Annotated in this window: 20 protein-coding genes; 8 read left to right on the top strand and 12 right to left on the bottom strand. The window is 73.0% G+C overall.

Annotation, left to right across the window (positions count from 1 at the left end):
• Positions 1 to 31: 31 nt before the first annotated feature.
• From ABD944_RS08990 to ABD944_RS08965, 6 genes are all read right to left on the bottom strand, one after another.
• A complete protein-coding gene (locus ABD944_RS08990) occupies positions 32 to 784 on the bottom strand; it encodes a helix-turn-helix domain-containing protein (protein WP_345174261.1) in 753 nt (250 codons plus the stop codon).
• Between the two features lie 143 nt (positions 785 to 927).
• Positions 928 to 3,567 (bottom strand): DNA translocase FtsK, encoded by a 2,640-nt coding sequence (locus ABD944_RS08985; protein WP_345174259.1) that lies wholly within the window; start codon positions 3,565 to 3,567, stop codon positions 928 to 930.
• Between the two features lie 100 nt (positions 3,568 to 3,667).
• Positions 3,668 to 5,353 (bottom strand): ribonuclease J, encoded by a 1,686-nt coding sequence (locus ABD944_RS08980; protein ID WP_345174257.1) that lies wholly within the window; start codon positions 5,351 to 5,353, stop codon positions 3,668 to 3,670.
• A complete protein-coding gene (gene dapA, locus ABD944_RS08975; protein ID WP_345174255.1) occupies positions 5,350 to 6,288 on the bottom strand; it encodes a 4-hydroxy-tetrahydrodipicolinate synthase in 939 nt (312 codons plus the stop codon). Before dapA ends, ABD944_RS08980 begins: the two co-directional genes overlap by 4 nt.
• A 155-nt stretch (positions 6,289 to 6,443) precedes the next feature.
• Positions 6,444 to 6,665 (bottom strand): hypothetical protein, encoded by a 222-nt coding sequence (locus tag ABD944_RS08970; RefSeq protein ID WP_345174252.1) that lies wholly within the window; start codon positions 6,663 to 6,665, stop codon positions 6,444 to 6,446.
• Between the two features lie 140 nt (positions 6,666 to 6,805).
• A complete protein-coding gene (locus ABD944_RS08965; RefSeq protein WP_345174250.1) occupies positions 6,806 to 7,840 on the bottom strand; it encodes a glycoside hydrolase family 18 protein in 1,035 nt (344 codons plus the stop codon).
• A 239-nt stretch (positions 7,841 to 8,079) separates the two neighbouring features.
• On the opposite strand from ABD944_RS08965, the gene ABD944_RS08960 reads away from it, so the two are divergent.
• Positions 8,080 to 8,256 (top strand): hypothetical protein, encoded by a 177-nt coding sequence (locus ABD944_RS08960; RefSeq protein WP_345174248.1) that lies wholly within the window; start codon positions 8,080 to 8,082, stop codon positions 8,254 to 8,256.
• Here ABD944_RS08960 and ABD944_RS08955 read toward each other — a convergent pair.
• A complete protein-coding gene (locus ABD944_RS08955; protein WP_345174247.1) occupies positions 8,246 to 9,235 on the bottom strand; it encodes a DMT family transporter in 990 nt (329 codons plus the stop codon). The two genes, ABD944_RS08960 and ABD944_RS08955, sit on opposite strands and share 11 nt — an antisense overlap.
• On the opposite strand from ABD944_RS08955, the gene ABD944_RS08950 reads away from it, so the two are divergent.
• Positions 9,234 to 10,625 carry an aminotransferase-like domain-containing protein gene (locus tag ABD944_RS08950; RefSeq protein WP_345174244.1) on the top strand — a complete coding sequence of 464 codons (1,392 nt, stop codon included), beginning with the start codon at positions 9,234 to 9,236 and terminating at the stop codon, positions 10,623 to 10,625. The two genes, ABD944_RS08955 and ABD944_RS08950, sit on opposite strands and share 2 nt — an antisense overlap.
• Positions 10,626 to 10,638: 13 nt before the next feature.
• Here ABD944_RS08950 and ABD944_RS08945 read toward each other — a convergent pair whose 3' ends face one another.
• Positions 10,639 to 10,992, bottom strand: coding sequence for a VOC family protein (locus ABD944_RS08945; RefSeq protein ID WP_345174242.1), 354 nt, complete (start codon positions 10,990 to 10,992; stop codon positions 10,639 to 10,641).
• The gene (locus ABD944_RS08940) at positions 10,989 to 11,243 is read right to left on the bottom strand and encodes a hypothetical protein (protein WP_345174240.1); all 255 of its coding nucleotides are present in this window, start codon (positions 11,241 to 11,243) and stop codon (positions 10,989 to 10,991) included. The genes ABD944_RS08945 and ABD944_RS08940 overlap by 4 nt, the downstream gene beginning before the upstream one ends.
• Positions 11,244 to 11,348: 105 nt before the next feature.
• Here ABD944_RS08940 and ABD944_RS08935 point away from each other — a divergent pair, with 105 nt between their 5' ends.
• The 4 genes from ABD944_RS08935 to ABD944_RS08920 are packed head-to-tail and all read left to right on the top strand — an operon-like array spanning position 11,349 to position 15,185.
• Positions 11,349 to 11,942, top strand: coding sequence for a CGNR zinc finger domain-containing protein (locus tag ABD944_RS08935; protein WP_345174238.1), 594 nt, complete (start codon positions 11,349 to 11,351; stop codon positions 11,940 to 11,942).
• Positions 11,943 to 11,994: 52 nt separating this feature from the next.
• Positions 11,995 to 12,585 carry a GNAT family N-acetyltransferase gene (locus ABD944_RS08930; RefSeq protein ID WP_345174237.1) on the top strand — a complete coding sequence of 197 codons (591 nt, stop codon included), beginning with the start codon at positions 11,995 to 11,997 and terminating at the stop codon, positions 12,583 to 12,585.
• Between the two features lie 48 nt (positions 12,586 to 12,633).
• The gene (locus ABD944_RS08925; RefSeq protein ID WP_345174234.1) at positions 12,634 to 14,283 is read left to right on the top strand and encodes an MFS transporter; all 1,650 of its coding nucleotides are present in this window, start codon (positions 12,634 to 12,636) and stop codon (positions 14,281 to 14,283) included.
• 35 nt (positions 14,284 to 14,318) lie between these two features.
• Complete coding sequence (locus ABD944_RS08920; protein WP_345174744.1) at positions 14,319 to 15,185, top strand: 1,4-dihydroxy-2-naphthoate polyprenyltransferase; 867 nt, start codon at positions 14,319 to 14,321, stop codon at positions 15,183 to 15,185.
• On the opposite strand, the gene ABD944_RS08915 is transcribed toward ABD944_RS08920, so the two are convergent.
• Together ABD944_RS08915 and ABD944_RS08910 are read right to left on the bottom strand one after the other, a co-directional pair.
• On the bottom strand, positions 15,149 to 16,180 hold the full coding sequence (locus ABD944_RS08915; RefSeq protein ID WP_345174232.1) for a hypothetical protein: 1,032 nt from the start codon (positions 16,178 to 16,180) through the stop codon (positions 15,149 to 15,151). The genes ABD944_RS08920 and ABD944_RS08915 overlap by 37 nt on opposite strands.
• A gap of 207 nt (positions 16,181 to 16,387) precedes the next feature.
• Positions 16,388 to 17,062, bottom strand: coding sequence for a uracil-DNA glycosylase (locus tag ABD944_RS08910; RefSeq protein WP_345174230.1), 675 nt, complete (start codon positions 17,060 to 17,062; stop codon positions 16,388 to 16,390).
• Between the two features lie 112 nt (positions 17,063 to 17,174).
• On the opposite strand from ABD944_RS08910, the gene modA reads away from it, so the two are divergent.
• Together modA and ftsH are read left to right on the top strand one after the other, a co-directional pair.
• Positions 17,175 to 17,954, top strand: coding sequence for a molybdate ABC transporter substrate-binding protein (modA, locus tag ABD944_RS08905; RefSeq protein ID WP_345174229.1), 780 nt, complete (start codon positions 17,175 to 17,177; stop codon positions 17,952 to 17,954).
• A 114-nt stretch (positions 17,955 to 18,068) separates the two neighbouring features.
• Positions 18,069 to 20,141, top strand: coding sequence for an ATP-dependent zinc metalloprotease FtsH (ftsH, locus tag ABD944_RS08900; RefSeq protein WP_345174225.1), 2,073 nt, complete (start codon positions 18,069 to 18,071; stop codon positions 20,139 to 20,141).
• A gap of 37 nt (positions 20,142 to 20,178) precedes the next feature.
• Here ftsH and ABD944_RS08895 read toward each other — a convergent pair whose 3' ends face one another.
• Positions 20,179 to 21,018, bottom strand: coding sequence for an SCO6745 family protein (locus ABD944_RS08895; protein WP_345174223.1), 840 nt, complete (start codon positions 21,016 to 21,018; stop codon positions 20,179 to 20,181).
• Positions 21,019 to 21,076 lie beyond the last annotated feature (58 nt).

The following is a 21,076-nucleotide window of genomic DNA, read 5'->3' as shown; positions in this document are numbered from 1 at the left end:
CGGCGGGACGCACGGGCCCGCCGGCTCCGGATCAGGCCGACTCGGGGTCGCCGCGGTCGAAGGTCAGCCGCTGGACGCCCTTGCCCTTGCCGGGCGAGCCGAGGTCCTTGCCGTTGACGGTCAGGTTGACGCTGCCGCCGACGCCGATCACGAGCCGGACCTTCTTCTTGGCGGTGAAGCTCTTCTGGTCGCCCTCACGGATCATGCCGCTGAACAGCGACCTGCCCTGGTCGCCCTGGACGTTCAGCCACGTCGTCCGCTTGGCCTCGACCCGCACCTCGACCTTGGTGCGCGGCGCCTCCGCGACCGGGGCGCTGCTCCTGGGCGGGGCCGGCGCGGCGGACGGGGTGGACGGCGCGGGCGTCCCGGCGACCTGCCGGGCGGTGCGCCGCTCGCCGCCGCCGCCGTGCCCGACCACCTGGACGATCCCGTAGATGACCACGAGCGCGAGGGCGAGCGCCATTCCCGCGCTCCAGTTCGGCGACCGGCGCTCGCGGAACGCGACCGGCTGCTCCGGCTCGAACGCCGACACCGCCGAGACCGGCTGCGGGGCGCCGCCGTGCGCGGCGTCGAACTCGGCGACGAGCGGCTCCGGATCGATGCCGATCACGCGGGAGATGCTGCGGATGTGGCCGCGGGCGTAGAAGTTGCCCCCGCACGCGGAGAAGTCGTCGGCCTCCATGCTGCGGACGACGGTCTCGCGTATGCGCGTCTGGAGGCTCACCTGTGTCACCGAGAGACCGGCCCGCTGACGCTCCTCCGCCAAGGTCTCACCGATGCTCACGCCGGGCCTCCTCTGAGGAGCTCGTGGCCGATCTCGCACGACTGTGAGACCAGTCTAGGAACGGGCCTGCCCGTTCGGCGACAGCCAACACGTTCGAAACTGGGCAAGATTTCGCATCATTCCGCAATGCCCCGGCACCGCGCTCAGCCGCCGCCGCGCAGTTCCGCGAGCACCCCGGGGAGGTCGTCCGGCTTGGCCAGCACGTCCCGCGCCTTGGAGCCCTCGCTGGGCCCGACGATCTCGCGGCTCTCCATCAGGTCCATCAGCCGCCCGGCCTTGGCGAACCCGACGCGCAGCTTGCGCTGCAGCATCGACGTCGACCCGAACTGGGTGGACACGACCAGCTCGATCGCCTGGACGAGCAGGTCCATGTCGTCGCCGATCTCCTCGTCGATCTCCTTCTTCGGCGCGCCGGCCGCGGCGACGTCCTCCCGGTAGCTCGCCTCCATCTGCCCCTTGCAGTGGTCGACGACGCTGTGGATCTCTTTCTCGGAGACGTAGGCGTTCTGGAGGCGCATGGGCTTGCTCGCGCCCATCGGCAGGAACAGGGCGTCGCCCTGCCCGACGAGCTTCTCCGCGCCCGGCTGGTCGAGGATGACGCGGCTGTCGGACAGCGAGGAGGTCGCGAACGCCAGCCGGGACGGCACGTTGGCCTTGATCAGCCCCGTCACCACGTCCACCGACGGCCGCTGCGTCGCCAGGACCAGGTGGATCCCGGCGGCGCGGGCGAGCTGGGTGATGCGCACGACCGAGTCCTCCACGTCGCGCGGCGCGACCATCATCAGATCGGCCAGCTCGTCGACGATGACGAGCATGTACGGGTAAGGGGTGTAGACGCGCTCGCTGCCGGGCGGCGGGACCAGCTTGCCCGCCTTCACCGCCTTGTTGAAGTCGTCGATGTGCCGGTACCCCGACGCCGCCAGGTCGTCGTAGCGGCGGTCCATCTCCCCCACCACCCACTCCAGCGCCTCGGCGGCCTTCTTGGGGTTGGTGATGATCGGCGTGATCAGGTGCGGGATCCCCTGGTACATCGTCAGCTCGACCCGCTTGGGATCGACCAAAATCATCCGCACCTCGTCAGGGGTCGCGCGCATCAGGATCGAGGTGATCAACCCGTTGATGCACGTCGACTTCCCGGCCCCGGTCGCGCCCGCGATCAGGATGTGCGGCATCTTCGCCAGGTTCGCCACCACCGTGCGCCCCTCGACGTCCTTGCCCAGCCCCACGATCATCGGATGATGCTCGTTCGTCGCGGCCGGCGAGCGCAGCACGTCACCCAGACTGACGATGTCCTTGTCGGTGTTGGGGATCTCCACCCCGATCGCCGACTTACCGGGAATCGGCGAGATGATGCGCACATCAGCGCTCTTCACCGCATAGGCGATGTTCTTGGTCAGCGCGGTGACCTTCTCCACCTTCACCGCCGGACCCAGCTCGATCTCGTACCGCGTGATCGTCGGCCCCCGCGTGAACCCCGTCACCTGCGCATCGATATCGAACTGCTCCAACACCCCCGTCAGCGCGTTCACCACCGTGTCATTGGCCTTCGTCCGCGGCTTGGACACACTCCCGGGCCGCAACGCCGCCGGATCGGGCAGCACGTAGATCTCGCCGGACGACGACAGCGGGAGCTGCTCGGTGCGGCGCGGGGCCGGCGTCGGGTCGCGCACCTCGTGGTGCTCGGCCTCGCGCTCCTCCCCGGCCAGGGGGTCGGCCGCCGGATCGGGGGCCATGGACTCGCCGGCGACGTGCTCGTCCATCGGATCGTCGGCGGGCGGGGCCGGGGGCGGGACGTGCGCGCCGAACGGGTCGGGCTCGAACAGTTCGTCGGCGAGGTCGCGGCGTGGCCGGTCGGCCTTCTTCGGCTGGTCCTCCAGCAGCGGAGTGTCGTACGGCTTGGAGTGCTCGCCGACCTCCAGCTCGTCGCCGTCCTCGCCCTTGCTCTTGCGGCGCCGCTTCTTCGGCGCGCCCTCCTCCCCGGCCTCGCCCGCGGACGGGCGTTCGGGGCGGCTCTGCAGCGTGGCCATCGCCCACAGGTCGGCGACCCGCTCGGGGACCTTCGCGATCGGCGTCGCGGTGACGACCAGCAGCCCGAACCCGGACAGGAGCAGCAGCAGCGGGACGGCCACCCACCCGCTCAGCGCCGCGTCCAGCGGGGCCGACACGAGCCAGCCGACCACGCCGCCGGCCTCGCGGACGCCCTCCATGTCCTTGGCCGGGGAGGGGACGCCGGCGGCGATGTGCAGGATGCCGAGGACGCCCGCGGCGAGCGCGGTGATGCCGATGACGATGCGGCCGGTGTCCTCGTGGTGCTCGGGGTGGCGCAGCGTCCGCCACGCCAGCAGCGCCAGCAGCACGGGCAGGACCATCGCCATGATGCCGAGACCGCCGCGCACCACCTTCTCCAGCGCGATGGTGACGACGCCGTCGGGCCGGAACCAGGTGACGGAGGCCAGCACGATGGACGAGCCGAGCAGCGCCAGCCCCAGCCCGTCGCGGCGGTGCTCGGGGTCGAGGCCGCGGGCCCCGTTCCCGTAGGCGCGGAACACCGACCCGACCGCGACCGCCGCCAGCAGGTACAGCTTGAACAGGAGCTTGAAGAACCCGAGGACCGCCTGGGGGATCGGGTCGGGCTTCTGCGGGGGGCGCCCACGGCCCGAGCCGCGGCCCCCCTTGGAGTTGCCGCTCGGTCGCTTCCGGGGGGCCGTACCTGCGGGCTTGCGAGCCGCCGTGCCCCCCGCACGCGAGGAGGCTTTCGCGCCTCCAGACGCACGTGTGGCCATGGTTATGAGAGTAACCAAGGACCCTCGCGGTTCCGGGGATGGCGGGCGGGCGTGTCGGACGGACGGAGGGCCGCGGGCCCCCCGTCCGTCCGAGCCGCCGCTAGACCTCCACGACCACCGGAATGATCATCGGGCGGCGGCGGTAGTTCTCGCTGACCCACTTGCCGACGGTGCGCCGGATCAGCTGGCTGATCTGGTGCACGTCGTTCACGCCGTCGCCGGCGGCGTTCCGCAGCACGTCCTCGATCCGCGCGATGACCTCGTTGAAGTCCTCGTTGACGATGCCGGCGCCGCGGGCGTGCACCTCGGGACCGGCGACGAGCTTGCCGGAGGTGGAGTCGAGGCCGATGACGATGGAGACGAACCCCTCCTCGCCGAGGATGCGCCGGTCCTTCAGGGAGGTCTCGGTGACCTCGCCGACCGACAGGCCGTCCACGTACACGTACCCGGCGGGCACCGCGCCGACGATCTTGGCCTGGCCGTCCACGAGGTCGACGACGACGCCGTCCTCGGCGATGACGATGCCGTCCTCCGGCACGCCGGTGAGCGCGGCGAGCTTGGCGTGCGCCCGCAGGTGCCGCCACTCGCCGTGGATGGGCATGAAGTTCGCCGGCTTGGTCACGTTGAGCACGTACAGCAGCTCGCCGGCCGAGGCGTGCCCGGACACGTGCACGAGCGCGTTGCCCTTGTGGACGATGCGGGCGCCCCACCGGGTGAGGCCGTTGATGACGCGGTTGACCGCGTTCTCGTTGCCCGGGATCAGCGACGACGCGAGCATCACGGTGTCGCGCTCGGTGATGCGGATCGAGTGGTCGCGGTTGGCCATCCGCGACAGCGCCGACATCGGCTCGCCCTGCGACCCGGTGCACACCAGCACGAGCCGGTCGCCGGGGATGTCGTCGATCACCTTCTGCTCGACCATGATGTCGTCGGGGACGTTCAGGTACCCGAGTTCGCGCGCGACGCCCATGTTGCGGACCATGGACCGCCCGACGAAGCAGACCTTGCGGCCGTTGGCGACGGCGGCGTCCAGGACCTGCTGGACGCGGTGGATGTGCGAGGCGAAGCAGGCGACGATGAGCCGCCCCTGCGCGGTGCGGAACACCTCGTCGACGACCGGGCCGATGTTGCGCTCGCTGGTGACGAAGCCGGGCACCTCGGCGTTCGTCGAGTCCGACATCAGCAGGTCGATGCCCTCGGCGCCGAGCCGGGCGAACCCGGGCAGGTCGGTGAGCCGGCCGTCCAGCGGGAGCTGGTCCATCTTGAAGTCGCCGGTGTGCAGGACGAGCCCGGCGGCCGTGCGGACGGCGACGGCGAGCGCGTCCGGGATGGAGTGGTTGACGGCGAGGAACTCGCAGTCGAACGGCCCGAACGAGCGGCGCTCGCCCTCCGCGACCACGTGGGTCACCGGTTTGATGCGGTGCTCGGTGAGCTTGGCCTCCAGCAGCGCCAGCGACAGCCGCGAGCCGACCAGCGGGATGTCGCGGCGCTCGCGCAGCAGGTACGGGACGGCGCCGATGTGGTCCTCGTGGCCGTGCGTGACGATGACGGCCTCGATGTCGTCCAGCCGGTCCCTGATGTACTCGAAGTCGGGCAGTATCAGGTCGACGCCGGGCTGCTCGGTCTCGGGGAAGAGCACGCCGCAGTCGACGATGAGCAGGCGTCCGCCGTACTCGAACACCGTCATGTTGCGGCCGATCTCCCCCAGCCCGCCGAGCGCGACGATCCGCAGACCGTCCTTGGGCGGGGCGGGCGGTTCCGAGAGCTCCGGGTGAGGATGGCTCACCGGGCGACCTCCGGGATGACGACCTCAGGCACTTTGACTCCCCCTATCGTGAGGTCTTCGCGCAGGCGCGCCGCGAACTCCGGCGGGGCCTCCACCAGCGGCGCGCGGAGCGGGCCGCCTCCGGGGAGGCCGAGCAGGTTCAGCGCTGCCTTGACGGCGATGGCGCCCTGCGTACGGGTCATGATGGCGGCGACCACGGGCAGCAGGCGCCGGTGGATCTCCAGCGCCCGCCCGTGCTCGCCGGCGCGGTATGCGTCGATCATCTCATGGAGCTCGGTGCCCACGACATGGCCGATCACGCTGACGAACCCCGCCGCCCCCACCGACAGCCACGGCAGGTTGAGGTTGTCGTCACCGGAGTACCAGACGAGGTCGGTCTCGGCCATCACCCTGGACGCGCCGAACAGGTCGCCCTTGGCGTCCTTGACGGCGACGATCCGCGGGTGCTCGGCGAGCTGCACGAGCGTGTCGTTCTGGATCGGCACCCCGGCGCGCCCCGGGATGTCGTACAGCATGGTGGGCAGCGCCGTCGCGTCGGCCACCGCGGTGAAGTGGCGGACGAGGCCCTCCTGCGGGGGCTTGTTGTAGTACGGCGTGACCACGAGCAGGCCGTGCGCGCCCGCGGCCTCGGCCTGCCGGGCGAGTTTCAGGCTGTGCTCGGTGTGGTTGGTCCCGGCACCGGCGACGATCACGGCGCGGTCGCCGACCGCCTCGATGACCGCGCGCAGAAGCGTGCTCTTCTCTTCGTCGCTCGTCGTGGGCGACTCGCCTGTCGTCCCGTTGACGACGAGACCGTCATGGCGCCGCTCGTCGACCAGGTGGGTCGCGAGGCGCGCGGCGCCGTCGTAGTCGACGCCGCCGTCCGGCAGGAACGGGGTGACCATGGCGGTCAGCATCCGTCCGAACGGAGCGTCAGTGGATGTGCTGGGTGCCATGCAACGAACGGTACCGTTCCGGCCGTTCCACTTGGACCCGCAGGTCGAAGCGGAACGGGATAAAACAGGAGGAAGCCGCCGCCACACGCTCGGGGGTACGCGTGGCGGCGGCTCCCACAACCGACATCGTGGCACGCAAATGCCGCGTTACGGGGTCAGTCCGGCCACGTCCCGGACTCGGTTGGATAACGTGACCCAGCGGTCATCTCATGCAGGCGGACGCGGAGCTCCTCGACGTCGTGCGTGCGCACGAGATCGTTCCCCCGGACGGCCCACCATTGCCCGGACCCGCCGCGGCCGATCCGCCACCCGGCGAACTCGGCCGCCAGTGCGCCGATACGGTCGGCGTCGTGCCGCGCGGACTGCTGAGTGCCCATCGGCCCGTCCCCACTTCCCTTTGCCATCCGCCTGTCGAGGCTTGACCTTCCGCACCCTCCACTACCCCCAGGATTGTGCGGGTATCCACCCCTTTTTACCTGGGGATACGCGAGTTTCGGAACGTCGCGGCGGGGGTTTCTCAGCCGCCAAAACTTCCTGTCGCTCGGGGTAGCCAGGTGGCGCGGTAACGTGACCATTCGGCCGGGCTGGTCGTCCAGTCCGCGTACACGCCGACGCCGTACGGGCGCCTGGGCGGACGCTCCAGATCGTCGACTCCGCGCCGGACGCCGCGCAGGGCGACCGTGAGGTCCTCGGCCCACTCCATGAGGGGCCGGTAGGTGGGGACGCCCATGAAGACCGTCGTGCGGTCGCCGATGAGCTCCAGCGTCGTGCGGGTGTGCCGGGCGAAGTGCCACCCGGCGAGGGAGCGCGTGGGCAGCGACACGTCGTAGGTCATGATCGCGACCTGGTCGGCGCGGTCGGCGACGGCGCGCAGGAAGTCCCGCGTGGGGCGCGGCGGGTAGTGGATCTTCCCCGTGCGCGGGATCAGCGCCTTGTAGACCGGCTGGGCCGCGTCCATGAGGGTCTGCTGCTCCAGCGCCACCGACAGCAGCCTCCCCTTCGACCGCGTCAGCTCGCGGGTGGCGTCCATGAGCGTGAGGAACGCGCGGTCGTCGGGGTAGATGGGCTCGAAGTCGTAGTGGATGCCGTCGAACCCCAGGTCGAGGAGGGCCGCGTCCGTCCCGAGCACCCGGGTCCGCACGGCGGGGTCGTCCAGGTCGATGACGCCCTTGCCGTTCACCATCCGGATCTGCCCCAGGTACGCCTGCGCGCGGACGCCCGGCGCGTACCGGCGCATGGCGGCGAGGAGCTGCCGCGCGTAGCGGTACTTGGCCTCGGGCACGGTGCCGTCCGCCTCGAACGGTCCCGCGTGGAAGAAGACGTCGGTGATGCGATTCTCTTTCAGCAGCTGCCCGAGGGCCCGGTACTCGGCATCGCTGTGAGACTCCCCCACCCACTGGTGCCGCGCCCAGAGCGCGTTGGCCTCGGTGCCGCGCGCCTCCGGCTCGGGCTGCCACCACACCCAGGCCCCGGCGAGCACCAGGGCGGCGAGGCCGAGCACGCAGGCCGCCGCCCATCCCAGAATCCGACCGATCCGCCCGATGACGCGCATCACGCAATCATGTCGGAGAAGCCGGGCGCCGAGCGCCCGCCGTCCCAGCGGCGACCCAGCCGCGTCCCACGATCCGGCCATAAAACGATCATGGTTGGGGCGTGATCGCGCGCCGCGCGCGGCGGCGGTTGACAACGGGGGAACCTTGTATTCACGAGGCGGCTCGTGGTGTCGGCCCGTTGGTCTCGATGGGGAGCCGCTCGGTCCTTACCGTCCAGCACGGATGGAGGTCAACCGGCATGCGAGTCCCACCGAGGCAGGGTGAGCCCCGCCCCCTGATCAGCACGCGGGCCCTCGTGATCGTCCTTGTGGCGATCGGCGCCGCCGCCCTCACCGCCGCCGCCCCGGATCTGGCGATCCCGATCGGGGTGGGCGTCGCGGTCATCACGCTTCTCGCCCAGATCGTCAAGGACTGACCCCACCCGCGCCGCGCACGCCCGGCGAGGCCTCGGCCGCGCGGGCGTGCGCGACGTCGGGCAGGGTGCGCCGGACGCGGGCGCGCTGGGTGAGGGCCACGCAGACCAGCACGGCCACGGCCGCCAGCGCGGTCGTGGCGTCGACGCGCTCTCCGAGAAGGACGGCCGACCAGAACAGGGTGAGCATGGGCTGGGTCAGCTGGATCTGGCTGGCGCGCGCGATCCCGGCCCGCGCCAGGCCCTCGTACCAGGCGAAGAAGCCGAGGTAGGCGGAGAAGACGGACACGTAGCCGAAGCCGATGACGGCGTGGGCCGTCCAGGCGGGGCGGGTCGTGGCGAGCAGCACCCCGGTGACCGGGACGGTGACGGGGGCCGCCAGGACGAGCGCCCAGGAGATGACGCGCCAGCCCGGCATGTCGCGGGCCAGGCGCGCGCCCTCGGCGTAGCCGGCGGCGCAGGTGAGGAGGGCGGTGAACAGCAGCAGGTCGGCGGGCGTGACGCGGCCCGCCCCGCGGACCAGGGCGAAGCCGGTGACGCAGGCCGCCCCGGCCGCGCTCGCGAACCAGAAGGCGCGGGAGGGGCGCTCCCCCGCGCGCAGGACTCCGAGCACGGCGGTGGCGGCGGGCAGCAGCCCGACGACGACGGCCGAGTGGGCGGAGGAGGCGCCGTGGTCGAGCGCGAGCGTGGAGAACAGCGGGAAGCCGAAGATCACTCCGGCCGCGACGACCGCGAAGCTCGCCCACTGGTCGCGGCGGGGCGGACGCGCCCGGACCGATAGCAGTGCGAGGGCGGCGAGGACGCTCGCGGCGGCGGAGCGGCCGATGCCGATCACGTAGGGGTCGAGCCCTTCGAGGCCGAAGACCGTGGTCGGAATGGTGAGGGAGAAGGTCAGGACGCCAAGTGCCGCGAGCCCGAGGCCCGCCCTGGAGGTGCCCGCCGCTACCCTCCCGGGCGCAGTAGCGCTATCTTGAAGCTTCATGAAAGACGATAGCAGTGTGGCGACGCTGGCCGATCGGCTGCGCGCGGAGGTCCGCCGGATGAGCCCCGGCGAGCGCCTCCCGTCGAGCCGCGCGCTGGTCGAGCGGCACCGGGTCAGCCCGGTCACGGTGTCGCGGGCGCTCGGGCTGCTGGCCGCCGAGGGGCTGGTGGTGACGCGCCCGGGCAGCGGGGCCTTCGCCGCGCCGCGGGCCGGGAGCGCCGCGGAGCCGGCCGACTTCGGCTGGCAGGCGGTGACGCTCGGCGACCGGTCCGTCGACCCGGCCGGGGTGTCGTGGCTGCTCACCCCGCCGCCGGACGGCGTGGTCGCGCTCAGCGGCGGCTACCTGCACCCGACGCTCCAGCCGGTGCGGGCGCTCGCGACGGCGGCCGCGCGGGCGGCCCGGCGCCCGGACGCCTGGGAGATGCCGCGGCTCGGCGGATCGCCGGAGCTGCGCGCCTGGTTCGCCCGCATGGTCGGCGGCGCCGTCTCCCCCGCCGACGTGCTGATCACGAGCGGGGGCCAGCAGTCGCTGACGACCGTGCTGCGCGCGCTGCTCCCGCCGGGCGCCCCGGTGCTGGTCGAGTCGCCGACGTACCTGGGCGTCCTGGCGGTGGCGCGGGCGAGCGGGCTGCATCCGGTCCCCGTCCCGGTGGACGCGGACGGCGTCCGTCCCGACCTGCTGGCCGAGGCGTTCGCGATGAGCGGGGCGCGGGTCTTCTACACCCAGCCCGCCTTCCACAACCCGACCGGCGCGGTGCTGGCCGCCGAGCGGCGCGAGCGGGTGCTGGACGCGGCGCGCGCGGCGGGCGCGTTCGTGGTGGAGGACGACTTCGCCCGGCACCTCGGCATCGACGCTCCCCCTCCGCCGCTGATCGAGCAGGACGCCGACGGCCGCGTCGTGCACGTCGCGTCCCTCACCAAGGCGACCGCGCCCAGCCTGCGGGTGGCCGCGGTGGCCGCCCGGGGGCCGGTCGCCGAGCGGATCCGCGCGACGCAGCTCGTCGAGGAGTTCTTCCCCGCCAGGCCCCTGCAGGAGACGCTGCTGGAACTGGTCAGCTCGCCCGGGTGGCCGCGCCACCTGCGAGCCGTCCGGACCGCCCTGCGCTCGCGCCGCGACGCGCTCCTCACCGCCCTCGCCCGCGACCTGCCGGAGCTGCGGGTGAGCCGCCCGGCGGGCGGGCTGCACCTCTGGGCCCGGCTGCCGGACGGCGTCGACGACACCGCGCTCGCCGAGGCCGCGCTGCGCGCCGGCGTCCTGGTCAACGCGGGGCGGCCGTTCTTCCCCGCCGAGGCGCCCGCCCCCCACCTGCGGCTCAGCTACGGGACGGCGGCATCCGAGGCGGAGCTGGCCGAGGGCGTGCGCCGCCTCGCCTCGGTTCTGCGGTCCTAGGGCCGTTCCGCGGTCATGAGGCGGTGCAGAAGCAGAACTCGTTGCCCTCGGGGTCACGCCAGACCTGGAACGGGCGCCCCGGGTTCCCCATGGGCCCGGCGGCCGGGGTCGCGCCGAGGCTCGCCGCCCGCTCGCCGGCCGAGCGGATGTCCGCGACGTCCAGGTCCAGGTGCAGCCGGTTCTTGACCTTCCTGCCCTCGGGGACGAGCTGGAACGACAGGACCGGCCCGCCCGTCCCGAGGGGTTCCAGGTCGAGCCAGTCGTCGCTCCGCGCCGTCGTCTTCATCCCGAGGAGACCGCCCCAGAAGGCCGCCATGGCGCCGAGGTCGGTGCAGTCGATGACGAGGTTGCCCACCTTGGGGTTCATCGCACGACTCCCGCCGCGCGAACGGACCGCGCCGCGGCGCGGGCGCAGTAGGGAGCGGGAGGCGTGCGCCGCGGCAGGTGCAGCCCGCCGATCCGGTCGCGGACCCAGGCCCGCTTCCGGGCGGCCCGCTCCTGCGCCCGCTCGCGGGCGATGAGCCTCGACTCGACGATGTCGGCGTGCAGTCGGGCGTACTCGCGTTCGGCCCAGGCATGGCGCTGCGCGAGCACCGCGAAGTACGGCAGCTCGTTCATGGTCGTCCTCCCGTTCGATGACACCATCTAAAACGTAATGCCGGTGTCGGGGTTCGCGCAACCATCGAACGCTTTATGGCGGTGTCGGCGCTTGGTAGAGTTCCCATGGACGAGGAGGGCGCGATGGGCGGCACCGAGACGGGCGGGAACCCCGCGCCGCCGCCTGCGGACCCGGCGCTGCTGCTGGCGGACTTCGTCAACACCCTCGACGTCGAGTCCGCGACCGACGAGATCACGACGCCCCGCGGGCTCGCCGGATGGCTCGCTGGGCGCGGGCTCATGCCCGAGGGCGCCGGAGCCTCCGACGCCGACGTCCGCACCGCCGTCGCGTTGCGCGAGGGGCTCCGCGAGGCCATGGAGGCCCACCACCGCCCGGACGAGGCCGACATCCCCGACGACCTGGAGGACGTGCTGGCCGCCCTGCCGCTGCGCGTCAGCCTGGCCGGGCCGCGCCCCGCGCTCGTCCCGCTCGACCCGCCCGGCGCCGCCGCGGGCGGCCTGGCCCGGATCGCCGCCGCCGTCATGGACTCGGTCGCCGCCGGCACCTGGCCGCGCCTGAAGACCTGCCAGATCGACACCTGCCGCTGGGCGTTCCTGGACACCTCCAAGAACCGCTCCCGCTCCTGGTGCTCGATGAAGGTCTGCGGCAACCGCGCCAAGACCCGCGCCTACCGGGCACGGCGGCGCGCTCCCGCGTAGCCGCCGCTCGCTAGGGTGGGCCGAGATCCCGGCGAGAGGACGTGAGCACGGCATGGCCGATGTGGGGGTGCGGCCCGCGCGGCGCGCGGACGCGGCCGCCGTCGCCGGCATCCAGGTGCGGGCATGGCGGCACGGGTACCGCGAGCTGCTGCCGGCGGACGTCCTGAGCCAGGTGACCAGCGACGCCGCGGTGGAGCAGTGGCGCGACAGGTGGGCGGAGGCGGCGACGGCGCCGCCGAGCCCGCGGCACCGGCTGCTGGTCGCGGTGGCGTCCGACATCGTCGTGGGCTTCGCCGCGCACGCCCCGGCCGAGGACGCCGACCTCGACCCGGCCGCCGCCGCCGAGCTGATCACGCTGCTGGTCGACCCCCTGCACACGCGGGCCGGGCACGGCAGCCGGCTGCTCGCCGCCACCGCGGACCTGCTCCGCGATGACGGCTTCACCACTCTGGTCTCCTGGGTGTTCGAAGGCGACGAGGTGACGCGGACGTTCCTCGGCTCGGCCGGGTGGGCGCCCGACGGGACGGCCCGGACGCTCGACATGGGCGAGCCCGTCCGGCAGATCCGGCTGCACACCGACATCAGCGACACCGACATCAGCGACACCGACATCGGGGCTCCGCCCGGCGGAACGGGCTCCTAGCCAGGGGTCGGTGAGGCGCACGGGCGATCCGGCCATATCTTGGAGGTCGTGCCCGAGTCCGCTTCCCTGACGCCGCCCCGTGCCTCCGCACCGGCGCCCTCCGGCCGGCATCGCCGGCTCGGCCTGGTCGTGATGAGCCTCGGCGTCTCGCTGGTCGTGGTCGACGCCACGATCGTGGGCGTCCTGATGCCCCGGATCGTCTCCGACCTGGGGCTGTCGACCTCGGGCGCGGAATGGGCGACCTCGGTGTACTCGCTGGTGTTCGCCGCGCTGCTCATCCCGTTCGGGCGGGCGGGCGACCTGGCCGGGCGGCGCCGGATGTTCGTGCTCGGTGTGGCGGTGTTCGCGGCGGCGAGCGTCGCCGCCGCGCTGGCCCCCGTCGGCGCGGCCCTGATCGGCGCGCGGGCCCTGCAGGGCGTCGGCGCCTCCATGCTCATGCCGGCGACGCTGTCCACGGTGAACGCGGTGTTCACCGGGCGGGACCGGGCCGTCGCGTTCGGCGTCTGGGGCGCCATGATCAGCGGCATGGCGGCGCTCGGGCCCCTCGCGGGCGGCGCCCTGGCCACCGGCGGCGGCTGGCGGTGGGCGTTCGGGGTCAACCTGCCGCTCGGCGCCGTCCTGATCGCGGGGGCGCTGCGGTTCATGCCCGAGACGCGCTCGCCCGCCCCGGGCGGCGCGCGGCGCGAGATCGACTGGGCGGGCTGCGCGCTGGCCGCCCTCGGCCTCGGCGCGCTGGTCTGGGGGATCATCGAGGGGCAGACGTACGGCTGGTGGACCGCGACGCGCCCGTTCACGGCCGGCCCGCTCCGCTGGCCGGAGACCGCCCTCTCCCCCGTCCCCGTGGTCCTGGCGTTCGGCGCGGTGCTGCTCGCGGCGCTGGTCGTGGTCGAGCGGTCCCGGGCGGCGGCGGGGCGGCCGGTGATGCTCGACCTGGCGCTGTTCCGCATCCCCAACTTCCGGCGCGGCAACCTGACCTCGGCGCTGATCAACGTCGGCGAGCTCGGGCTGCTGTTCGTCCTGCCGCTGTTCCTGCTGGGCGTGCACGGCACGAACCCGCTGCAGATCAGCCTGGCGATCCTGCCACTGGCCGTGGGCGCGTTCGTGTCCGGCGGGGGCGCGGGCAGGCTCGCCGACCGGCGCGGCGCCCACCGGGTCGTGCAGATCGGGATGGTCCTGGAGGTCGCCGCGGTCCTCGGGCTGGCCCTCACGGTCTCCGCGACGACCGGCGGGCTCGGGCTCGCGCCGTGGATGCTGCTGTACGGGCTGGGCCTCGGGCTGACGTCGGCGCAGCTGGCGAACGTCTCGCTCGCGGACGTCCCGCCGGCGCAGTCGGGCCAGGCGTCCGGGACCCAGTCGACGGCCCGGCAGGTCGGCGCGGCGCTCGGCATCGCCGCGATCGGGACGGTGTTCGCGACGAGCCTCGGGCACACGATGGCCGACCGGCTGGCGGGCTCGTCGCTGAGCCCGGAGCGGCGAGCGGCCCTCGCGCACGACCTGCGCCACAGCGCCGGGACCTCCGGACGTGATCTTCACGACACGCCCGGGCTGGCGGCCGAGGCGCACGCCGCGGACGCCAGCCTCGCCGTCGCGACCAGGAACGCGGCCCTGACCACGGCGGCGATCCTCGCCCTCGGGCTCGGGCCCGCGCTGCGGCTGCGCCCGAGCACTGATCTTCATCGGGAAGAATCGAAACGCTAGACCCCCCTGTCGTCCCACGAGAACAAGCGGTGACTGTGGCCACGCTCTCCCAATGGGTCGCCGGATCCCGGCCCCGCACCCTGCCCGCGTCCCTCGTCCCGGTCGTCGTCGGCACCGGCGTCGCCGTCGGCGAGGGCGACCCCGTCTGGTGGCGCGGCGTCCTCGCCGCCGTCGTCGCCCTCGTGCTGCAGATCGGGGTGAACTACTCCAACGACTACAGCGACGGCATCCGCGGCACCGACGAGGACCGCGTCGGGCCGCTGCGGCTCGTCGGCTCGAAGGTCGCCAAGCCCAGGCAGGTGCTGGCCGCCGCGCTCGGCTGCTTCCTCGTCGCCGCCGTCGCCGGGCTCGTCCTGGCCGCCGTGACGACGTGGTGGCTGCTGCTCGTCGGCGCGTTCGCGATCCTCGCCGCCTGGTTCTACACGGGCGGCAAGACGCCGTACGGGTACCGCGCCCTGGGCGAGGTCTCGGTCTTCGTCTTCTTCGGCCTCGTCGCCGTCGTCGGCACGACCTACGTCCAGATCGAGGAGCTGCCGTGGGAGGCGTGGGCGGCGGCGGTCCCGATCGGGCTGCTGGCGTGCGGGATGCTCGTCGCCAACAACCTGCGCGACATCCCCACCGACCGGGAGTCGGGCAAGCGGACCCTCGCCGTCGTTCTGGGCGACCGCTGGACCCGGATCCTGTACGCGGCGTGCACCGCGCTGCCGTTCATGTTCGTCCTGGCCTTGGCGGCGCCGCACCCGTGGGCGCTGCTCGCCCTGCTCGCGGCGCCGCTGTCGCTGCCGCCGACGCAGAAGGTGCTGAACGGCGCGACCGGCCCCGCCCTGATCCCGGTGCTCGGCGAGACCGGCCGGCTCCAGATCGCCTACGGAGTGCTGCTGGCGGTCGGCCTGGCGCTCTGACTCGCGGTCAGGGCGCCCTGGTTCTCGGCCAGCAGGAAGGCGCCGGTCAGGCCGGTGACGAGCCCGGCGAGCACGCCGGCGAGGGCGACCAGGCCCGTGGCGGACGCGGAGTCCGTGGCCAGGAAGCCCGGCCGGCCGAGCACCACGAGCAGCCCGTAGAGGGAGGCCGCGAACATGGTGCCGGAGCCGGCCCAGGCGGCGGCGAGCGGCACGACGAACCGGCCCGGGCGGGCCGCACGCCGGACGATCAGCAGCAGCGCGACGGCGGCGGCGGCCGCGAGCAGGCCCTCCGCACCATCGGCCAGTTGCTGGGCCAGGTTCCGGTCGGCGGCCTCGCGCCCGTGGAGCCCCGCCGTCCCTCCGAACGCCCAGTAGAGCTCCATGGCCGCGAAGACAGCGGCCGGAGCGACGGCCACGCGGGCCAGAAGCACCTGCAGCGAGTGCGTCGGCCCCGTAGGCAGGTTCCTGGTGCGGATCTCGAACGTCCGCGGCCACCGGTCGCGCGCGTACAGGACGAACGCCGTCAGCAACCCGACGCCCTGCACGGTGAAGCCCGTGTAGACGACGCCGTACACCCAGCCCTGGAGCGCGTTCTCATCGCCCATGAGCGGCTCGGATGAGAAGAACGTCTGCAGGAACGTCCCGAGCGGGACGGCGAGGACGATCGGCGCGAGCAGGCCCACCGCGATCCAGATCGGCGCCAGCACCAGCCACGCCGGAATCCGGCGGCCCCAGCGGAAGGTGAACGCCGCCGCCACCAGCACGGCGGCCGCGTCCATGGCGAGGGTGATCGCGTTGCCCACGTAGAGCGCGGAGTCCTCGGCCGCGGCGGGGTCGTTCCAGCCGGTCGTGCTGCCCGACAGCCACGCGATCTTGATGGTGAGGTAGGGGACGCACGCGGCTGCCGTCGCCGCGCAGACGGCCAGGCGGGCCCGCCCGGGGCCGCCGTGCGCGGCGTGCGTCATGCCGGCGGGCCGGTGAACTGGAACGGTCATGGACCGACGATCCACCGGGCCGCCCGCCCCGTGCCTCCCGCCGCGGAGGGAGAACGCGCGCCCCGCTCCCCCGCCAGGGTGAGACGACCGGCTGTGTTTCAGAGTCCCGGCCCACTTCGCTCGCCTGGCGGCTCGCTACGTGACCGGACCTGGGCGAACGCGGCATCGCGTTCGCGCGGCATGGCCGAGGCCGCTTCGAGACGGGCCTCAGGCCCAGTCGATCTCGGTGCGGCCGGCGTCGACGAGGGCCTTGTTGACGGCGCTGAACGGGCGCGTCCCGAAGAACTTCTTCGCGCTGAGCGGGCTCGGGTGCGCCGACTCGATCACAGTGTGCTGGGGACCGGTGATCAGGCGCGCCTTCTTGCGGGCGTAGGCGCCCCAGAGGACGAACACGACGCGCTCGGTCTTGTCGTTCAGCGCGCGGATCGCGGCGTCGGTGAAGTCCTCCCAGCCCTTGCCCGCGTGCGAGCCCGCCTCCCCAGCCCGGACGGTCAGCACCGCGTTCAGCAGCAGGACCCCCTGGTCGGCCCAGCGGGTCAGGTCGCCGGACACCGGCGCGGGGACGTCGAGGTCGGCCGCCAGCTCCTTGTAGATGTTGCGCAGGGACGGGGGAAGCCGCACGCCCTCGCGCACGCTGAAGCTCAGCCCGTGCGCCTGGCCGGGGCCGTGGTAGGGGTCCTGCCCGAGGATCAGGACGCGGGCGCCGTCGAACGGGCAGTGCCGGAACGCGTTGAACAGGTCCTCGCGCGGCGGGTAGACGGTCTGCCCGGCGTACTCTCCCGCGACGAACGCGCCCAGCGCGGCGGTGCCGATCGGGTCGAGCAGCGGATCGAGCCGCTCGCGCCAGTCGCCGGGCAGCAGTTCCATCAGGTCGAGGGACATCGTCGGGCCTCCGAGAAACGTGATCTCCAGTTGCCCGGAACACTAGTGCCGGCCTCTGACACGCCAGGCCGAATCCAGGGACTCCGAACCCCCCGACCCTAGGATGAGACAAATGCCCGATTCCCCCCATCGGCGGCGCCTTCGCGCGTCCGTGCTGCTCGCGGTGCTCGTCCTGCCCGCCCTCGGCGCGGGCTGCGGCGGCCCCTCCGGACCGGCGACCCTCACCGTCCTCGCGACCAACTCGATGACGGAGGTGCTCGGCGAGGTCGGCGTGGCCTACCAGCAGCAGAACCCGGACGTCAGGCTGCGGTTCGCGTTCGGCGGGATGCCGGAGATCGCCGACCGCCTCGCCGAGCACGAGCCCGCCGACGTCCTGGTGACGGCCGACGGGGCGAGCATGGACGAGGCCGACGAGTACCTGGCCGGGCGCCGCCGCGTCATCGCCCGCGACGGGCTCACGATCGCGGTCGGGCCCGGCAACCCCCACCGGATCCGGGACCTGCGGGACCTGGCGCGGCCGGGTCTGCGGGTGGTCGTCGGCGCCGGGACGGTCCCCGTCGGCCGCTACACCCGGCAGGTCCTCGCCAAGGCGGGCGTGACCGTCCGGTGGAGCAGCGAGGAGATCAGCGCGCGGGCCGTCCTGGACCGGGTCCGCGCCGGCGAGGCCGACGCGGGCGTGGTCTTCGTCACCGACCTGAACTCGGCCGGGATCGCGGCGAGCAGCGTGCCCATCCCGGCGGCCCAGAACGTCACCGCGTCCTTCCCCGCCGCGGTCGTCCGCGACGGCGGCCACGAGGACGCCGCGAGGGCGTTCGTGGCGTGGCTGGTCACCCCGGACGCGCAGCGGCTGTTCACCAAGTACGGCTTCGTCACACCGGCCGCTCAGCAGTGACCCGCGGGGAACGGATGCGAGCCGACTTCCGTTTACCTCCCCGGAGCCCTCCAGGGCTCGGGAACACCTGATCGCCCCGGCCCCCGGGGCGCGTTGTACGGGGAGATGCGACACGTGCCGGACGAGCGACCCGCGCCACAGCCCAACGGGACACCGCGACCGAACGGGACGCCGCCGAACGCCGGCGCGCAGCGCTCCGGCACGGCCGAGCCCGGCAGACGCCAGTCGGTGCCGCCCCGCAGCGACCCCGACCAGCCCTGGCGCGCCGAAGGCGTCCCCGACCGGAGGGAAGGGCGGGCCCGCGGCCTGCGCGGGGGCGGGTGGAAGCCGAACCGCAACAACGCGGTCTTCTGGGCGCTGCTGCTCGCCGTCTTCGGGCTGAGCTACGTCTCGATGCACCTCACCGGCCAGAAGGAGCGGGTGACGGTCCCCTACACGGCGTTCACCCAGCAGGTCGCCGCCGGGAACGTGAAGGACGTCTACACCAAGGGCTACCAGATCCAGGGCCAGCTGAAGAGCAAGCGGCCGGTCCCTGGGCACGCGGAGAAGACCTACTCCTCGTTCCAGACGCTGCGCCCCGCGTTCGCCGACGACAAGATCTACACGGAGATGGTGGCCAAGGGGGTCGAGGTCGAGGCCAAGCCGGTCAACGAGGACCGCGGCCTGCTCGCCAACCTGCTGCTGTCGCTGCTGCCGACCCTGCTGTTCGTCGGCCTGTGGATCGGCGTGATGGTGTGGCTGCAGCGCCGCATGACCGGCGGCGGGGGCGGCCTCATGGGCGGCTTCAACCGCTCCCCCAAGCCCGTGGCCGCGGACGCCAAGCGCGCCACGTTCGCCGACGTCGCCGGCATCGACGAGGTCGAGGCGGAGCTCAGCGAGATCGTCGACTTCCTCAAGGACCCCGGCAAGTACCGCCGGATGGGCGCCCGCGCCCCCCGCGGCGTGCTGCTGACCGGCGCGCCCGGCACCGGCAAGACCCTGCTCGCCCGCGCCGTCGCCGGCGAGGCCGACGTCCCCTTCTACTCCGCGGCCGCGTCGGAGTTCATCGAGATGGTCGTCGGCGTCGGCGCCGCCCGCGTCCGCGAGCTGTTCACCGAGGCCCGCAAGACCGCCCCCTCGATCATCTTCATCGACGAGATCGACACCATCGGACGGGCGCGCGGCGGCGGCGCCAGCATGGGCGGCCACGACGAGCGCGAGCAGACCCTCAACCAGATCCTCACCGAGATGGACGGCTTCTCCGGTTCCGAGGGCGTCGTCGTGATCGCCGCGACGAACCGTCCCGACATCCTGGACCCGGCCCTCATGCGCCCCGGCCGGTTCGACCGGCAGGTCGCGGTGTCCCCGCCCGACCTGGAGGGCCGCGTCGCGATCCTCGGCGTGCACACCCGCGAGGTCCCGCTCGCCGCCGACGCCGACATCCTCTCGATCGCCAGGATGACCCCCGGGATGACCGGCGCCGAGCTGGCCAACCTGGTCAACGAGGCCGCCCTGCTCGCCGTCAAGCGCGAGAAGGACGCCGTGGACATGGACGACTTCCAGAGCGCCCTGGAGAAGGTGCAGCTCGGCACCCGGCGCTCGCTGGTCATGCCGTTCGAGGAGCGCCGCCGCACGTCCTACCACGAGTCCGGGCACGGCCTGCTCGGCATGCTGCAGCCGGGCGCCGATCCCGTCCGCAAGATCACGATCGTGCCGCACGGCCGCGCGCTCGGCGTCACCGTCTCCACCCCCGACGACGACCGCTACGCCTACGACGAGCGCTACCTGCGCGGCCGCATCATCGGCGCGCTCGGCGGCATGGCCGCCGAGGAGCTGGTGTTCGGCGTGATCACCACCGGCTCGGAGAGCGACCTGGAGCAGGTCACCAAGATCGCCCGCGGGATGGTGGGCCGCTGGGGCATGTCCCAGAAGATCGGCCCCCTGTCGATCCTCCCCGCGGACGGGGCGGACCCGATGGGCCAGTACGCCGCCCAGGGCACCCTCGACGCCGTCGACCTGGAGGCCCGCCGGATCGTCGACGAGTGCTACGCCGAGGCGTTGGAGACCCTCCGCGCCCACCGCGACAAGCTGGACTCCCTGGCCGCCGCCCTCCTCGAGAACGAGACCCTCGACGAGTCCGCCGCCTACGCCGCCGCCGGCATCGACCGCACCATCCGCGAGGTAGACCTCTCCAAATCCCACCGCTGAGGTCGACGCACGGCCAGGTCTTGGCTCTGAGGACGCTCTAAGCGGGTCGGGGGAGGCCTATGGGGTTGGGGAACGGCATCTCGTTCGCCAGGGCCTTGGAGGCTGGCTGGAGCCACTCGTACAGGGTGCTGGGGTCGCTCAGGACGGCGTAGGGGGTTGCTGCCAATTCGTCGGTGCGCCGCTCGATTCGTGCTTTCAGGGCGCGTCCGGCTTCTGTCGCCTCTGTCTCGGCCACGAGGCCGCGTTGGGTGAGTGCTTCGGTCGCCTCCGCCCACTCCTCGGGCGACCAGCCGCGGCTTTCATGGAATCGCTCGGCAGGCACCACGCCCAGGGCGGACGCCAGGACGTTCGCTTCCAGGCCGCTCAGGCCCTCGGCGGTGAGAAGGGCCACGTGTCCGTCACCTCGGTGCTCGCGCAAGGACGTGGTCGCCTGCCAGAGCGCCTCTACCGGGTCCTCTGGGACGGGCAGGTCACGGTTGGCCGCGAACAGAGGGCGGCCGGAGCCGTCCGCCGCCATCACGACTTCTTGCAGGAGCGGCGCGGCCTTCAACGCAACGTCCTCGATGCCGGGGAAGGCCCTGCGAAGGGCACGCGCCGCGGCGTCGCTTCGCGCTTGGAGGATGCTCTCAGGGGACGCGAAACTCCACGCGTCGGGGACGGCTCGCCGTACGCGGGACGGGTGGAAGCCGAAGAAGGTCGCCTCGATCGTCCCTGCGGAGACCCGGCCGAGTGGTGCTCCGCGGCTCCCGAAGTAGCCCATCCAGAAGCCCTTGAGGCCGACGTCCTTGTTGGCCGTCCGGCATTCCTCGGCGAAGTACGTCACCGCGTGCAGCGGCTCTATGGCCTTCCACATCTTCCGCGCGAAAGTCGCATCCACCTGGCGACGCTAGGCGCGCTCCGGTCTGCGCACAAGCCCGGTCACATCCGGGCCGCGG

Source organism: Actinomadura verrucosospora, from assembly GCF_039540335.1.
GTDB lineage: Bacteria > Actinomycetota > Actinomycetes > Streptosporangiales > Streptosporangiaceae > Spirillospora > Spirillospora verrucosospora.
The sequence above is the reverse complement of the archived record's forward strand: the minus strand, read 5'-3'. Positions and strand labels throughout refer to the sequence as shown.

What these genes read in the sequence shown, in the direction of transcription:
- ABD944_RS08985 (WP_345174259.1), bottom strand. Translation starts at nt 3,567, where the DNA reads ATGGCCACACGTGCGTCTGGAGGCGCGAAAGCCTCCTCGCGTGCGGGG.
- dapA (WP_345174255.1), bottom strand. Translation starts at nt 6,288, where the DNA reads ATGGCACCCAGCACATCCACTGACGCTCCGTTCGGACGGATGCTGACC.
- ABD944_RS08970 (WP_345174252.1), bottom strand. Translation starts at nt 6,665, where the DNA reads ATGGGCACTCAGCAGTCCGCGCGGCACGACGCCGACCGTATCGGCGCA.
- ABD944_RS08965 (WP_345174250.1), bottom strand. Translation starts at nt 7,840, where the DNA reads ATGCGCGTCATCGGGCGGATCGGTCGGATTCTGGGATGGGCGGCGGCC.
- ABD944_RS08960 (WP_345174248.1), top strand. Translation starts at nt 8,080, where the DNA reads ATGCGAGTCCCACCGAGGCAGGGTGAGCCCCGCCCCCTGATCAGCACG.
- ABD944_RS08950 (WP_345174244.1), top strand. Translation starts at nt 9,234, where the DNA reads ATGAAAGACGATAGCAGTGTGGCGACGCTGGCCGATCGGCTGCGCGCG.
- ABD944_RS08955 (WP_345174247.1), bottom strand. Translation starts at nt 9,235, where the DNA reads ATGAAGCTTCAAGATAGCGCTACTGCGCCCGGGAGGGTAGCGGCGGGC.
- ABD944_RS08945 (WP_345174242.1), bottom strand. Translation starts at nt 10,992, where the DNA reads ATGAACCCCAAGGTGGGCAACCTCGTCATCGACTGCACCGACCTCGGC.
- ABD944_RS08940 (WP_345174240.1), bottom strand. Translation starts at nt 11,243, where the DNA reads ATGAACGAGCTGCCGTACTTCGCGGTGCTCGCGCAGCGCCATGCCTGG.
- ABD944_RS08935 (WP_345174238.1), top strand. Translation starts at nt 11,349, where the DNA reads ATGGACGAGGAGGGCGCGATGGGCGGCACCGAGACGGGCGGGAACCCC.
- ABD944_RS08930 (WP_345174237.1), top strand. Translation starts at nt 11,995, where the DNA reads ATGGCCGATGTGGGGGTGCGGCCCGCGCGGCGCGCGGACGCGGCCGCC.
- ABD944_RS08915 (WP_345174232.1), bottom strand. Translation starts at nt 16,180, where the DNA reads ATGACCGTTCCAGTTCACCGGCCCGCCGGCATGACGCACGCCGCGCAC.
- ABD944_RS08910 (WP_345174230.1), bottom strand. Translation starts at nt 17,062, where the DNA reads ATGTCCCTCGACCTGATGGAACTGCTGCCCGGCGACTGGCGCGAGCGG.
- modA (WP_345174229.1), top strand. Translation starts at nt 17,175, where the DNA reads ATGCCCGATTCCCCCCATCGGCGGCGCCTTCGCGCGTCCGTGCTGCTC.